Source organism: Sphingomonas sp. (genome assembly GCF_017304615.1).
GTDB lineage: Bacteria > Pseudomonadota > Alphaproteobacteria > Sphingomonadales > Sphingomonadaceae > Sphingomonas.
In genome coordinates this window covers 1,341,997-1,355,470 of record NZ_JAFKLZ010000001.1, presented here as the reverse complement: position 1 = coordinate 1,355,470, position 13,474 = coordinate 1,341,997, and the positions used below count along the sequence as shown (strand labels likewise).

At 66.3% G+C, this 13,474-nt stretch carries 11 protein-coding genes; 5 read left to right on the top strand and 6 right to left on the bottom strand.

Annotation, left to right across the window (positions count from 1 at the left end; translation table 11 throughout):
- Positions 1 to 41 precede the first annotated feature (41 nt).
- The 4 genes from J0J06_RS06825 to J0J06_RS06810 all read right to left on the bottom strand — a co-directional run bounded on the left by J0J06_RS06825 (position 42) and on the right by J0J06_RS06810 (position 5,912).
- Positions 42 to 1,226 carry an acyl-CoA dehydrogenase family protein gene (locus J0J06_RS06825; protein ID WP_294040557.1) on the bottom strand — a complete coding sequence of 395 codons (1,185 nt, stop codon included), beginning with the start codon at positions 1,224 to 1,226 and terminating at the stop codon, positions 42 to 44.
- Positions 1,223 to 2,566, bottom strand: coding sequence for an amidase family protein (locus tag J0J06_RS06820; protein WP_294040556.1), 1,344 nt, complete (start codon positions 2,564 to 2,566; stop codon positions 1,223 to 1,225). Before J0J06_RS06820 ends, J0J06_RS06825 begins: the two co-directional genes overlap by 4 nt.
- The gene (locus J0J06_RS06815) at positions 2,566 to 4,593 is read right to left on the bottom strand and encodes a 3-hydroxyacyl-CoA dehydrogenase NAD-binding domain-containing protein (RefSeq protein ID WP_294040555.1); all 2,028 of its coding nucleotides are present in this window, start codon (positions 4,591 to 4,593) and stop codon (positions 2,566 to 2,568) included. Before J0J06_RS06815 ends, J0J06_RS06820 begins: the two co-directional genes overlap by 1 nt.
- Positions 4,594 to 4,691: 98 nt before the next feature.
- Positions 4,692 to 5,912 (bottom strand): serine hydrolase, encoded by a 1,221-nt coding sequence (locus tag J0J06_RS06810; protein ID WP_294040554.1) that lies wholly within the window; start codon positions 5,910 to 5,912, stop codon positions 4,692 to 4,694.
- A gap of 167 nt (positions 5,913 to 6,079) precedes the next feature.
- Between J0J06_RS06810 and J0J06_RS06805 the strand changes: the two genes are divergently transcribed.
- Positions 6,080 to 7,783, top strand: a complete 1,704-nt coding sequence (locus J0J06_RS06805) for a class I adenylate-forming enzyme family protein (RefSeq protein WP_294040861.1) — start codon at positions 6,080 to 6,082, stop codon at positions 7,781 to 7,783.
- 72 nt (positions 7,784 to 7,855) lie between these two features.
- Positions 7,856 to 7,990 carry a hypothetical protein gene (locus tag J0J06_RS06800; protein ID WP_294040553.1) on the top strand — a complete coding sequence of 45 codons (135 nt, stop codon included), beginning with the start codon at positions 7,856 to 7,858 and terminating at the stop codon, positions 7,988 to 7,990.
- Here the strand turns inward: J0J06_RS06800 and J0J06_RS06795 are convergent.
- Positions 7,987 to 9,258, bottom strand: coding sequence for an MFS transporter (locus J0J06_RS06795; RefSeq protein WP_294040552.1), 1,272 nt, complete (start codon positions 9,256 to 9,258; stop codon positions 7,987 to 7,989). The genes J0J06_RS06800 and J0J06_RS06795 overlap by 4 nt on opposite strands.
- A gap of 98 nt (positions 9,259 to 9,356) precedes the next feature.
- On the opposite strand from J0J06_RS06795, the gene J0J06_RS06790 reads away from it, so the two are divergent.
- Both J0J06_RS06790 and J0J06_RS06785 read left to right on the top strand, forming a co-directional pair.
- Positions 9,357 to 9,869, top strand: a complete 513-nt coding sequence (locus J0J06_RS06790; protein ID WP_294040551.1) for a GNAT family N-acetyltransferase — start codon at positions 9,357 to 9,359, stop codon at positions 9,867 to 9,869.
- A 44-nt stretch (positions 9,870 to 9,913) separates the two neighbouring features.
- A complete protein-coding gene (locus tag J0J06_RS06785; protein WP_294040550.1) occupies positions 9,914 to 10,654 on the top strand; it encodes a Crp/Fnr family transcriptional regulator in 741 nt (246 codons plus the stop codon).
- Positions 10,655 to 10,664: 10 nt separating this feature from the next.
- On the opposite strand, the gene J0J06_RS06780 is transcribed toward J0J06_RS06785, so the two are convergent.
- A complete protein-coding gene (locus J0J06_RS06780; RefSeq protein ID WP_294040549.1) occupies positions 10,665 to 12,149 on the bottom strand; it encodes a glycerol kinase in 1,485 nt (494 codons plus the stop codon).
- A gap of 86 nt (positions 12,150 to 12,235) precedes the next feature.
- Between J0J06_RS06780 and J0J06_RS06775 the strand changes: the two genes are divergently transcribed.
- The gene (locus tag J0J06_RS06775) at positions 12,236 to 13,444 is read left to right on the top strand and encodes an AI-2E family transporter (protein ID WP_294040860.1); all 1,209 of its coding nucleotides are present in this window, start codon (positions 12,236 to 12,238) and stop codon (positions 13,442 to 13,444) included.
- Positions 13,445 to 13,474 lie beyond the last annotated feature (30 nt).

Here is a 13,474-nt window from a genome sequence, read left to right as displayed (position 1 = left end):
CGCGCTTGTGATTCTGGATCCCGTCCTCGCGGGGCGCGCGCTTACCGGTCCGGCAATTCCAGAATCCGCTTCGAGATGATGTTGAGCTGAACCTCGCTCGTCCCGCCCTCGATCGAATTGGCCTTGGTACGCAGCCAGGCGCGGGGCGCGGCGCCGTTGTTCGACCGCGCGCTTTCCCATTCGAGCGAGTCCGACCCGCCCGCCGCCATTTCGAGTTCGTGGCGCGACTTGTTCAGTTCGGTGCCGTAATATTTCATCATGCTTGGCTGGGCGGGATGCGCCTTGCCGGCCTTGAGGTCGTCGATGAACTTTTCCGACATGGCGGCGAACGCCTTGGCGCGAACCTCATGGAGCGCGATCTGCGTGCGCAGGATCGGGTCGGCGAGGCGGCCCTCGGCGTCGAGGCCCAGCCGGTCGATCACGTTGTCTACCAGCGTGCCGCCGCTCGACAGGCCAAGTCCCATGCCGGAAATCATCTCGCGTTCGTGGCCGAGCAGGTATTTGGCGACGTCCCAACCCTTGTTGAGCTCGTGGACCAGGTTCTCCTTCGGCACCTTCACATTGTCGAAGAAGGTTTCGCAGAACGGCGAATAGCCGCTGATCAGCAGGATCGGCTTGGTCGATACGCCCTCGCTCGCCATGTCGAACAGCAGGAAGCTGATCCCCGCCTGCTTCACCGACTTGTCGGTGCGCACCAGGCAGAAGATCCAGTCGGCGTGATCGGCGTAGCTGGTCCATACCTTCTGCCCGTTGACCAGAAAATGATCGCCCTTGTCTTCGGCGGAGGTGGCCAGCGCGGCTAGATCGGACCCGGCATTGGGTTCCGAATAGCCTTGGCACCAGCGGATTTCGCCGCGCGCGATCTTGGGCAGATGCTCCTTCTTCTGCGCCTCGTTGCCATATTTGAGCAGCGCCGGGCCGAGCATCGAGATCCCGAAGCTGTTGAGCGGGTTGCGGCAGCCCAGCGCGCGCATTTCCTCGCGCAAGATCTTGGTTTCGGCCGGCGACAACCCGCCGCCGCCATACTCCTTCGGCCAGTCGGGCACGGTCCAGCCGCGCGCGCCCATCGCGTCCATCCACTGCTTCTGCGCCGGGGTCAGCATCGACTGGTCGCGCCCGCCCCAGACGGTGTCCTTTTCCGACCGCGCGGGAGTCCGCATCTCCGGCGGGCAATTCGCCTCCAGCCAGGCGCGCGTCTCTGCGCGGAACGTATCGAGGTCGGTCATTGCATTACTCCATGCGCCAATCGCGCGACGGCGATGGCTGTGTGGTCGTTGAGCGTGTCGGCGATCGCCTGCACGCCGATCGGCAAGCCGTCGGGGTCGGTCCCGATCGGAAAACTGGTGGCGGGCAGCATTGGGAACGTGGCGAGGCCGGGGAAGGCGAACTGCAGCCCGAACGGTGTCGCTTCGCCGTTTATGTCGAGCACGCGCTTGGGCAGCGGCGTGTCGTCGTGCGCGAAGGCGGTAACGCCCAGCGTCGGCGCGATGACCGCGTCGTACTGGCGGAACAGCGCGTTCCACGCCCGCTTGTTGCGCGCCTGCTCGTCGCGCAGGTCGAACCACTCGATCAGCGTCGTCGGAGCCGAGCCGTCCTGCGGCACGCCACGCGCGATCGTGATGTTGAGCATCTTCATATAGTGGCGCTGCTGTGCGTCGAGATCGGGGGTCAGGTCGCTGGTGCGATCGACCGTCGCGCCCACATCGTGGAGCGCGTCGGCCAGCCGGTCGAGCGCTTCGGCGATCGGCGCCGCGACCTTTGCGCCCGGATGTTCGTTCAGGACGAGGATGCGATAGCCGCTCGCCGGGCGGTTATCCGCCTGGACCAGCGGATGGTCGGCCAGCACGTCGAGCGCCAAAGCCAGGTCGTCCGGGTTGCGCGCCATCGGTCCGATCACCGACAATTCGCCCGGCGCGCCGTCGGTGCCGGGAAAGTGATGCCCGACCCGGCTCAAAGCGGCGAAAGTCGGCTTGTGACCCCAAACGCCGTTGAACGCGGCGGGCACGCGGATCGATCCGCCAATGTCGCTGCCGAGTTCGAGCGGCACCATGCCCGCCGCCAGCGCCGCCGCCGATCCGCCCGACGATCCCCCGGCGACGCGGCCCGGGTGGTGCGGGTTGTTGGTGCGGCCATAGACCGGGTTGTTCGCCTGCAGATCGGCGAGGAGCGGGGGCACGTTGGTCTTGCCCAGGATCACAGCGCCCGCCGCTTTCAGCCGCTTGACGGCCACGGCATCGTCCCGAGGCACGAAATCGCGCGCGGCCTCCAGCCCCCAAGTGGTCGGCAGGCCGGCGACGTCGAAGCTTTCCTTGACCGTCATCGGCACGCCGAGCAGGGGCGCGGCCTCACCCGCCGCCAGCCGCCGGTCGGCCTCGCGCGCCTGATGCCGGGCGCGGTCGAAATCGCGTACCACGACCGCGTTGATCGGCCCGTCGCGCCCCTCGATCCGCGCGATCGCCGCCTCGCATTCGAGCAGGGCGGTGGTCGCGCCGCTGCGGATCGCCGCCGCTGTCTCGATCGCGCCGCGTTCGGCAAGCGCCGGGCGGACGGGGGCGATCGTCGCCATCAGAACTTCTCGCCCGCCTCGGCCTTGCGCTTGAGCAAAGGCGCGACCGCGACGCCGTTCTTTTCCAGCCCCGCCACGACCTTATCGAGGCCGACCGTATTGCCGTAGAACATCGGCCCGCCGCGATAGACCGGCCAGCCGTAGCCATAGATCCATACCGTATCGATGTCCGACGCGCGTTGCGCCATGCCTTCGTCGAGGATCTTCGCGCCCTCGTTGATCATCGGATAGATCGTCGCGGCGATGATGTCGTCGTCGGTAAAGTCCTTCTTCGCCTGATTCGATCGGCTCCGGAAATCCTCGATGATCTCGGCGACTTCGGCGGAAGGCGTCGGGTTGCGGTTCTCGTCATAATCGTACCAGCCCTTGCCGGTCTTCTGGCCCCAGCGCCCGCGCGCGCACAGCACTTCGCGGATCGAGTCCTGCTTGGTCGGGTCGCGGTGCCAGCCGATATCGACCCCGGCCAGGTCGCCCATCTGGAACACGCCCATCGGGAAGCCGAAATCGACCAAGGCCTTGTCGATCTGGTCCGGCCGCGCGCCCTGCATCAGCATGTCGTTGGCTGGGGCGTTGCGCGCCGACAGCATGCGGTTGCCGATGAAGCCTGGACATACGCCGCTCACCACCGCGACCTTGCCGATCGGTTTGGCCAGCGCCATCACCGTCGCCAGCACGTCGGGCGCGGTCTTGGCGCCACGCACCACTTCCAGCAGCTTCATGACGTTGGCCGGCGAGAAGAAGTGCATGCCGATCACGTCCTCGGGCCGCTTGGTGGCGGACGCGATCTCATCGACGTCGAGGTAGGACGTGTTGGACGCGAGAATCGCGCCCGGCTTGGCGATCGCGTCGAGCTTGCCGAACAGTTCCTTCTTCACGTCCATATTCTCGTACACGGCCTCGATGACGAGGTCGCAGTCGGCGAGCGCGTCGAGGCTGAGCGACGGGGTCAGCAGCCCCATCATCGCATCGACCTTTTCCGGCGTGAAGCGGCCGCGCTTGGCCGAATTGTCGTAATTCTTGCGGATCACGCCCACGCCCCGGTCGAGCGCTTCCTGCGCCATTTCGACGATCGTCACCGGGATGCCGGCGGTCAGGAAGTTCATCGAAATGCCGCCGCCCATCGTGCCGGCGCCGATCACGCCGACCTTCTTGATCGGGCGCAGCTTGGTGTCGGCGGGGATGTCGTCGACCTTGGCGGCCTGGCGTTCGGCGAAGAACATGTAGCGCTGGGCGGCGGACTGGACGCCCATCATCAGCTTCATGAACTCATCGCGCTCGAACGCGATGCCTTCCGCAAAGGTCGAGCCGTCGGCCGCCTTTTCGACGCAGCGGATGTTCGCGGCGGGCGCGTCGAAGCCGCGGAACTTGCGGGCGTTGGCTTTCTTGAACTCGGCAACGGCTTCGGGATCGGCGGTTGCGGTCTGTTCGGCGGCGCGGGGCAGGGGGCGCTTGTCCGCGACCTCGCGCGCGAAGGCGATAGCGTCGGCCTCGAGCGAATCCTCACCGACGATCTTGTCGACCAGCCCCGCTTCGTGCGCCGCCTTGGCCGAGATCGGATCGCCGACCGCGGTCATCTGCAGCGCGTGCTTCACGCCGGCGATGCGCGGGATGCGCTGCGTCCCGCCCGCGCCGGGCAGGAGTCCGAGCTTCACCTCGGGCGTGCCGATCTTCGCCGACGGCACCGCGACGCGATAATGGCAGCCGAGCGTCACCTCGCACCCGCCGCCGAGCGCCGTACCGTGGATCGCGGCGACGACCGGCTTGTCCGACGCTTCGATCATGTCGATCACGGTGCCGAGGCCCGGGCCTTGCATAGGCTTGCCGAACTCGGTGATGTCGGCGCCCGCAAAGAACGTCCGGCCGTCGCAGCGGATCACCATCGCCTTGATGCTGGCGTCGGCGACGCCTTCCTTGATTCCGGCCTCCAGCCCCATCCGCACCGCCGCGCCGAGCGCGTTGACCGGCGGGTTGTTGGAAATGATGACGAGCACGTCGCCATGGCGTTCGGTACGGATCGGGGAAGTCACGTGCTATCTCTCCTGTCGTGTTCCGGCGAAGGCCGGAGCGTAGGCCGTCAGCGACGACCGAGGTTGCCAGCGCTCCGGCCTGCGCCGGAGCACAGAAATCAGGTCAGGGCGCTGTAGATCATCGTCTTCAATTCGCGGCGGATCGGATAGGTGCTCGACGGGCTCATCTGGGTCATGAACACCATGGTAAGCCGCTCGACCGGATCGATGAAGAACGCGGTCGAGAACATCCCGCCCCAATAATATTCGCCAACCGACCCCTGGACCATGCCGGGCGCGAGTTCCTTCATCACCGCGAAGCCGAGGCCGAACCCGGTGCCCGCCAGCGCCGCTTCGCTGAACAAGGACCGCGACATGGTGGTGAGGTCCGAATTGCCGGGCAAGTGATTGGCCGTCATCAGCTCGATCGTCTTGCGCCCGACGATGCGCACGTCGTCGAGTTCGCCGCCGTTCAGGCACATCTGGCAGAATCGGCTATAGTCGAGGGCGGTCGAGACCAGCCCGCCGCCGCCCGACAGGAGTTTGGGCTTCGCCGACCACGCGCTCTCGGCGCCGCGATCGTACATGATCCGGCCCTTGCCCGGCACGAAGGTATAGCAATCGGTCAGGCGATCGACCTTGTCCGCTTCCACCCAGAAGCCGGTATCGTCCATCTTGAGCGGGCCGAAGATGCGTTCGGCGAAGAAGCGGTCGAGCGGCATGCCCGACACACGCTGCACCACCGCGCCGAGCACGTCGGTCGACACCGAATAATTCCATGCGTCGCCGGGCGAGAATTCCAGCGGGATCTCCGCGAGGGCGCCAATAAACGAATCGAGGTCGTGTCCGCCGTGCCAATTCTCGATCTTGCCCGCACGATATGCGGCATCGACGTTTGTGCGATGCTGGAAGCCGTAGGTCAGGCCCGACGTGTGGCGGAGCAGGTCGACCATCCGCATCGGCTGCGCGGTCGGCTTGGTCTGGAAGGGGACGGGGCCGCCGCCCGCCTCGAACACGCCGAGGCCTTTGAATTCCGGCAATACGTGGTGGACCGGCGTATCGACCGCGACCTTGCCTTCCTCGACCAGCATCATGAACGCGATCGACGTAATCGGCTTGGTCATGCTGGCGATGCGGAACAAGGATGTTTCGTCGATCGCCCCGCCGTCTTCGCGCGCAGGACCCTGGCTCGAAAAATGGACGATCTCGCCGTCGCGCGCGATCAGCAGCTGAGCGTTGGCCAGCTTGCCCGAATCGAGGTACCGTTCCTTCAGGAAGGCGGGGATCCTATTGAGCCGGGCGGCGTCGAAGCCGTGCTTTTCGGGCGCTTTCATCAGCATCGCTCGTCCATACCCTCGTTTCTAATCGCGACTCCCTATTGCCTTGAGCGGCGCGCGAATCAACTCTAACATTACGGCAAAAGCGACGGCGGCGAACCGCCGTGCATACCGACGGAGAGCATGTGTCGACCGAACCCGTAATCGCGCTGGACCCGGCCTGGCCGAAGATGTCGCTGAAGGATGCCGCCGCAGCGCTAACGGCGCCGGGATCGAAGTTCGAAATGGAGACGGTGACGATCCGCGGCGTGCCGACGCGCGTGTGGAAATACGCGCCGCGCGATCTGGGTCAGGTGCTCGATCTGTCGCGCACGCACGCGGCGCGGACCTTCACCATCCTCGACCAGGATCGCGTGACCTTCGACGCCAATTACCGCGCGACGGCGACGCTGGCGCGCGCGTTGCAGGAAATGGGTGTCGGGAAGGGCGATCGAGTCGCCTTCGCGATGCGCAATCTGCCCGAATGGCCGGTCGTGTTCTTCGCCATCACGACGACCGGCGCGATCGCCGTGCCGCTCAATGCGTGGTGGACGGGTGCTGAACTCGAATACGGCATCCGCGATTCGGCTGCGAAGGTGGTGATCGTCGACGTCGAGCGCCTTGCTCGCATCCGGGAGCATTTGCCCGCGCTGACTGGAGTCGAGCGGCTGATCGTCGCGCGCGCGCCCGCGCCGATCGATGGCGCGACGGCGCTGGAGGATTTGATCGGCCAGCCGGGAACATGGGCCGACCTGCCCGATGCCGACCGTCCGCGCGTCGCGATCGATCCCGACGACGACGCCACGATCTTCTACACCAGCGGCACGACGGGCAATCCGAAGGGCGCGCTCGGCACGCACCGCAATCTGACGACCAACATCATGTCGTCGGGCTATTCGGCGGCGCGAAGCTTTCTGCGGCGTGGCGAAGCGATCCCCGATCCCACGCCGCGTACCGCGCTGACGGTGATCCCGATGTTCCATGTCACCGCCTGCTCTGCCGGGCTGATGGGTACGATGGCGAGCGGCGGCACGTCGATCTTCATGCGCAAGTGGGAACCGGTCCAGGCGATGGAGATCATCGAGCGCGAGAAGGTCCATTTCACCGGCGGGGTGCCGACGATTGCGTGGCAATTGCTGGAGCATCCGGAACGCGACAAGTACGACCTCTCGTCGATCGAGGCGATCGCCTATGGCGGCGCGCCCTCCGCGCCTGAGTTGGTGAAGAAGATTTACGAGGTGTTTGGCGCTCTGCCCGGCAACGGCTGGGGCATGACCGAGACGATGGCGACGGTCACGCACCACGGGGCGGAGGATTATCTCAACCGCCCGACGAGCGCGGGGCCGCCCGTCGCGGTCGCCGACCTTGAAATCCGCGCCGACGACGGCGTGACCGTGCTGCCGGTTGGCGAGGTCGGTGAACTATGGGCGCGCGGGCCGATGATCGTGAAGGAATATTGGAACAAGCCCGAAGCGTCGGCGGAAACCTTCGTCGATGGATGGGTCCGTACCGGCGACCTTGCCCGGCTCGACGAGGAGGGGTTCGTCTATATCGTCGACCGCGCCAAGGACATGGTGATCCGCGGCGGCGAGAACATCTATTCGTCGGAGGTGGAGAACGCGCTCTACGAACATCCCGCGGTGACCGACTGCGCGATTATCGGCATCCCGCACCGCACGTTGGGCGAGGAGCCGGCGGCGGTGGTGCATCTGGCCCCCGGCATGACCGCGACCGAAAGCGAACTGCAGGCCTGGGTGCGCGAGCGGCTGGCGGCGTTCAAGGCACCGGTGGCGGTGCGCTTCGTCCACGAAACGCTGCCGCGCAACGCGAACGGCAAGATCCTGAAGAAGGATCTGAAGACGCTGTTCGCGGACCGCGTCGCCGAGGTCGCCTAGGCGGATAACCGCCGATCGATCGGAACCCGGGACACCGGCGGCCGTTATGCCACCGGAACAAAGGAGGGTTTCATGGCCGATCTAAACACTGACGAACGTACCGTCGTCGCCAAGAGCAGTTTCGATGTCGCGAACGTCATCATCGCCATCGCGATCCTGATCGCGGTGCTGGGCGTGCTCAAATATTTCCACGCTCTGCCGTTCTAGGCGGGGGCGACCCCGACCTTCGCCGGCGCGCTTTCGCTGGCGAAGGCCATCGCCACGAGCCCGAGCAACGACGCCCCGAACATGTACCAGGCCGGCGACAGCGGATTGCCCGTCATACCGGTCAGCCACGCGACGACGAATTGCGTCGATCCGCCGAAGATCGAAATCGCCAGCGCGTATACGATCGATATCGCCCCGGAGCGGACCCGCATCGGCAACGCCTCCGTCACGGCAATGAACGCGCTCGTCGCCGCCAGCGACAGCAGCAGCCGCAACCCGAAGCCGATCGCGTATAGCGTGCCGGCGGTAGGGTGTCCGACCAGCAGCCAGAAGCCGGGTATCACGCCCATCACCAGCGCGAGCATCGGCCAGATCATCCACGGCCGCCGCCCGTGCATGTCGGACATCCAGCCGCCCGACGCCGACCCTATCACGTTGCCCAGCCCGACCGCGATCGTCGCGCCGAGCGCCACGCCTGACGGCATGCCCAGCGTCGCCTTGGCGAAGGTCGTCATGTAATTGAGCACATAGGTGCCGATTGTCCCCGATAGCATTGCGACGAAACCGAACAGCGCGATCGGCGCAAAACTCTTCATCGGCGGCGCCCGCCCGGCCGACACGGTGGCATGGAGCGTTTCGGGCAACGTGCGGCGGAGCATCAGACCCACCGGAACCGTCGCCGCGCCGATCGCCATCGCAATCCGCCACCCCCAGCTCGACAAAGCGGCGTCGTCCATCGCCGCGGCCAGCGCGACCCCGATCGCCCCCGCCAGCAACGTCGCGGCGCCTTGCCCGGTGAACTGCATTGATATGTACCATCCACGCCTGTCGGCTGGCGCAGCTTCGGACAGAAAGGCAGTGCTGGCCCCGACCTCGCCGCCCAACGCAAAGCCCTGGACCAGCCGGAACAGGATGATGGCGATCGGCGCGGCGACGCCGATCGCCGCGTAGGACGGCGTGATCGCCACGCCGAGCGTCGACAGCCCGATCATCGCGAACGACAGCAACATCATCGGCCGCCGCCCGATCCGGTCGCCCAGTCCGCCGATCACGAACGCGCCGAGCGGCCGCGTCAGGAACCCCGCGCCGAACGTCGCGAGCGCGAGCAGCAGGCTCGATTGCGGGTTGGTCGCGGGAAAGAAGCATTGGCCGATCTGGACGGCGAAGAAGCTGAAGACGAGAAAGTCGTAGAATTCGAGCGCATTGCCCAACGTCACGCCGAGCACTTGGCCGCGTGTGATCGTCGGCGTTGCCGATCCGTCTGCCATCGTTCTTCCCCCCGAAAGACCGACTAGCAGTGGAGCAGGAGAGGGGATGGGCGTCAATCGATTGGCAATGGCGTAGTGCTGCGTCTAGCGTCGCCGTCATGACGCCCATCATCCGCGACGCCTTGGCCGCCGACGCCGCGGGCATCCTGCCCATCTTCAACCATGCGGTGCGCGAGACGACCGCGATCTTCGACACACGCGTGTCCGACCTAACTGGGCGCGAGGCGTGGCTGGCGCGGCGGCAAAGCGATGGCTTTCCCGTGCTGGTCGCCGAAAGCGACGGCGCCATCGCCGGGTTCGCCTCGTTCGGCGAGTTTCGGGCGTGGAACGGGTATCGGTCGACCGTCGAACATTCGATCTATGTCGATCCGGCGCGGCACCGCGAGGGCATCGGCCGGGCGCTGCTTGCCGCGCTCATTGAACGGGCGCGGCTGGCGGCGAAGCATGCAATGGTTGCCGGCATCGCGGCTGACAATGACGGGTCGATCGCATTGCACCGCGCGATGGGGTTTCGCGAGGTGGGACGGATGCCGCAGGTCGCGGAAAAATTCGGGCGCTGGCTCGACCTCGTCTTTCTGCAACTCCTGCTCGGCGAAAGCGTTACACCTTAACAACGATCAATGCCTTCGGTCATTTACGGACCTAAAGTGAGCCCATGCTGAGCGACAATTTCCTGCGCGGCCGCCGTCGCCGCGAATTGAGTGACGAAGAGAAGGCGGGACTCGACGAAATCCTCACGGCGCCGGTCACCTTGCCCAAGCGCAAGGTGGTGACAAGCCGCGGCGACGTCGTGAACCGCAGCACGTTCCTGATTTCCGGGTTCATGTGCCGTTACATGGACGGGGCGGACGGGCATCGGCAGCTCGTGAGCGTGCAGACGCCGGGCGATTTCGTCGACCTGCACGGCTATCCGCTGCAGCGGCTGGACCATGACGTCGCGACGATCAGCGAGTGCCAGGTAGCCTATGCTCCGCACGACAAATTGACCGAGCTGATCGAACGCTTGCCGCATCTGGGGCGCGTCCTGTGGTTCTCGACGCTGCTTGATGCGGCACTGCACCGCGAGTGGATTTTCCGGCTCGGGCGGCTCGATGCCGTGGGACGCGTCGCGCACATGCTGAGCGAAACCTATTGCCGGCTCGATGCAGTCGGGCTGGTCGAGGACGGGACCTTCGCCTGGCCGCTGACGCAGCAGGACCTTGGCGAGGCGTGCGGCCTCACCTCGGTCCACGTCAACCGCACGCTACGCGTCCTGCGCGAGGCGGGGATGGTCGAAGTATCCGACCGGATGGTGACGGTGATGGACTTCGACCGGCTGGCGAACACCGGCGAATTCCAGCCCGATTATCTCTATCTGGAGGACGAAGCGCGGGACGACGGGGTTCGGACGCCGTAGCCTTCGGCGCCTAACCGGCGGCGGCGACCACCGACCTCACGGCGTTTGCCCAGCCATTGAGCCGGGTTTTCCGAACGGTGTCGTCCATGGCGGAGTCGAACGTCGCAATCTTGCCGCGCATTGACGACGCTGCGTGGAGGTCCTTGAACAGCCCGCAACCGACGCCCGCCAGCATCGCAGCGCCCAGCGCTGTCGTCTCGGCGAAGACCGGGCGCTCGACTGCGAGGTTCAGCACGTCCGCCAGATCCTGCGCCATCCAGTCGTTGGCGACCATGCCGCCGTCGATCCGTAGCGCCTTCCAGTCGGCGCCGTCGGCGGCAAAGGCGGTTTTGAGGTCATTCGCCTGATGCGCCATCGCCTCCAGCGCGGCGCGGACGACATGCGCGCGCGTCGCGGTGAAGCTGAGGCCCGAAATGCTGGCGCGTGCGTCGGCCTGCCACCATGGCGCGCCGAGGCCGGACAAAGCGGGGACGAGATACACGCCGGCATTGTCCTGGACCGATCGCGCCAGTTCTTCGGTTTCCTGCGCGGTGGCGATCAGCTTCAGCGAATCGCGCAGCCACTGGATCAAGCTGCCGGCGACGAACACCGACCCCTCGAGCGCATAGGCACGCCGCCCGTCGAGTTGCCATGCGATCGTCGCGAGCAAGCGGTTGTGCGACGTCGGCTGCTTCGCGCCATATTGTGTCAGCACGAATGCGCCGGTTCCGAACGTCGCCTTGGTGTCGCCGGGTTCGAGGCACGCCTGGCCGATCGTCGCCGCCTGCTGGTCGCCCGCCATGCCGCAGATCGGGATCGGCGCACCGAACAACGTCGTCTCACCGTAGTGCCCGGCGCAATCGACGATTTCGGGCAAGGCGGCGCGCGGCGCGTCGAACAGGTCGATCAGCCCGTCGTCCCAATGGCCGCTGCCGATCCCCATCAACGCGGTGCGGCTGGCGTTGGTGGCGTCGGTGACATGCACGCCGGCGCGCCCGTCATTGGCCGTGAGTTTCCACACCAGCCAGGAATCGATCGTGCCGACCGCGAGCCGGTCGCCGGCTTCTTTCAGCTGCGGCCAGTTGGCCATCGCCCAGCCGATCTTCGACCCCGAAAAATAGGGGTCGAGCAGCAGTCCGGTCCGCGCCTGGACGGTCGGTTCGTGCCCGGCCTCCTTCAGGTCGCGGCACATCTGCGCCGTCCGCCGGTCCTGCCACGCGATCGCGGGCGCGAGCGGCTCGCCGGTCTGTTTGTCCCAGAACACGATGGTCTCGCGCTGGTTGGTGATGCCGATCGCCGCGATGCGCTCCGCCCCGTCGGCCTTCTCGACCATCGCCTTCGCGCAGGACAGCGTTCGCTCCCAGATCTCGGCGGCGTCGTGTTCGACCAAACCGGGCGCGGGGTAATGCTGCGTCAGGTCCGCCGATTGCGATCCCAAGCACGTTCCGTCCAGCGCGAACAGCATCGCTCGCGTCGATGTCGTGCCTTCGTCGATGACAAGCAGTTTCTCTCCCATTCGGCCACGCTAGCCGGGATTACATTGTGATGGAATGGCGCTACGGAAGGCGAATGGAAAGCGGCGGCGACCCAGTGTTGGACGAGATGGCGGGTGTGCCGCTGGGTGGTGCGGCGGCTGTCGCGCCGGGGTCCGGCCTGGCCTCCGATGACCCGATCGACGATGCCGCGCCGCCGGTCGACGACCGGCGCGACCGGCTGCTCGCGGCGCTGACGCTGATCGCCGGGATCGCGCTCCTGCTTGGCCTGCCGTTCGCGTTGAAGGCGGGCGCGGAGTTCTTCCTGCCAGTGACGATTTCGCTGGTCATCGCGATCGCGCTCATTCCGGTGCTCGAATGGCTCGAGCGGCGGCGGCTGCCGTCATGGCTGGCCTCGCTGGTCTGCGTCGTCAGCTTCCTCGCGCTCGCCAATGTCGCGCTGGCGGCGATCGTCGTACCGGCGATCGAGTTCTTCCGCCGCCTGCCGGAGCGGATCGATCGCATCCAGACGAACCTCGCGCCGCTGCTCGATCTCTACCAGACGCTTGAGAAATACCTCAACAAGACGATCATGCACCTTGCCAACACCGGGCCGGTCCGAGCCGCGCCGACCGCCGCCGTCGCGCCGCCCGGATCGCTGCTCGAACTCGCCGCGACCTCGGCTCCGGCGGCGATCATTCAAGTGTTCTTCGGCGTACTGGTGGTGTTCTTCTTCCTCGCGGGGTGGAGCCGGACCCGACGCGCGACGATCACCAGCCGCGCGAGCTTCGGCGGCGCGATGGCGACTGCGCGCGTGATCCAGGACGTCGTCGATGACGTGTCCGCCTATCTCGGCACGATCACGATGATCAACGTGGTGCTCGGGGCGATCGTGGGGACGGCCTTGTGGGCGATCGGCATGCCCTATCCGGCGATGTGGGGCGGCATCGTCGCGTTGCTCAACTACGTTCCCTATTTTGGGCCGATCGCCGCCGCGCTGCTGCTGGCGATCGGCGGGCTGATGACGTTCAACGACATCTGGGTCGCGCTGCTGCCATCGTTCATCATGATCGGATGCCATCTGGTCGAGGCGAATGCCGTGACGCCGCTGATCGTCGGGCATCGGCTGACGATCAATCCGGTGCTGATCCTGATCTCGCTGAGCTTCTGGAGTTGGGTGTGGGGGACGCCGGGCGCGCTGCTCGCGGTGCCCCTCCTCATTATCATCCAGACTGTGGTGGGCGCCGCCGGCAAGCCCGACATCGCGGGCTTCCTGTTCGAGCGCGGCACGCTAGTCCGCGAACGGCCCAAGTCGCGTTTCTCCCTACGCCGAAATTAGCGGTCGGGCGCTGTTGACAGGGTAGGGCGG

Bases quoted from the DNA above. Each gene is read 5' to 3' on its own strand.
- J0J06_RS06825 (WP_294040557.1), bottom strand. From the start codon at position 1,226: ATGACCGACCTCGATACGTTCCGCGCAGAGACGCGCGCCTGGCTGGAG.
- J0J06_RS06820 (WP_294040556.1), bottom strand. From the start codon at position 2,566: ATGGCGACGATCGCCCCCGTCCGCCCGGCGCTTGCCGAACGCGGCGCG.
- J0J06_RS06810 (WP_294040554.1), bottom strand. From the start codon at position 5,912: ATGCTGATGAAAGCGCCCGAAAAGCACGGCTTCGACGCCGCCCGGCTC.
- J0J06_RS06805 (WP_294040861.1), top strand. From the start codon at position 6,080: ATGTCGCTGAAGGATGCCGCCGCAGCGCTAACGGCGCCGGGATCGAAG.
- J0J06_RS06800 (WP_294040553.1), top strand. From the start codon at position 7,856: ATGGCCGATCTAAACACTGACGAACGTACCGTCGTCGCCAAGAGCAGT.
- J0J06_RS06795 (WP_294040552.1), bottom strand. From the start codon at position 9,258: ATGGCAGACGGATCGGCAACGCCGACGATCACACGCGGCCAAGTGCTC.
- J0J06_RS06790 (WP_294040551.1), top strand. From the start codon at position 9,357: ATGACGCCCATCATCCGCGACGCCTTGGCCGCCGACGCCGCGGGCATC.
- J0J06_RS06785 (WP_294040550.1), top strand. From the start codon at position 9,914: ATGCTGAGCGACAATTTCCTGCGCGGCCGCCGTCGCCGCGAATTGAGT.
- J0J06_RS06780 (WP_294040549.1), bottom strand. From the start codon at position 12,149: ATGGGAGAGAAACTGCTTGTCATCGACGAAGGCACGACATCGACGCGA.
- J0J06_RS06775 (WP_294040860.1), top strand. From the start codon at position 12,236: ATGGCGGGTGTGCCGCTGGGTGGTGCGGCGGCTGTCGCGCCGGGGTCC.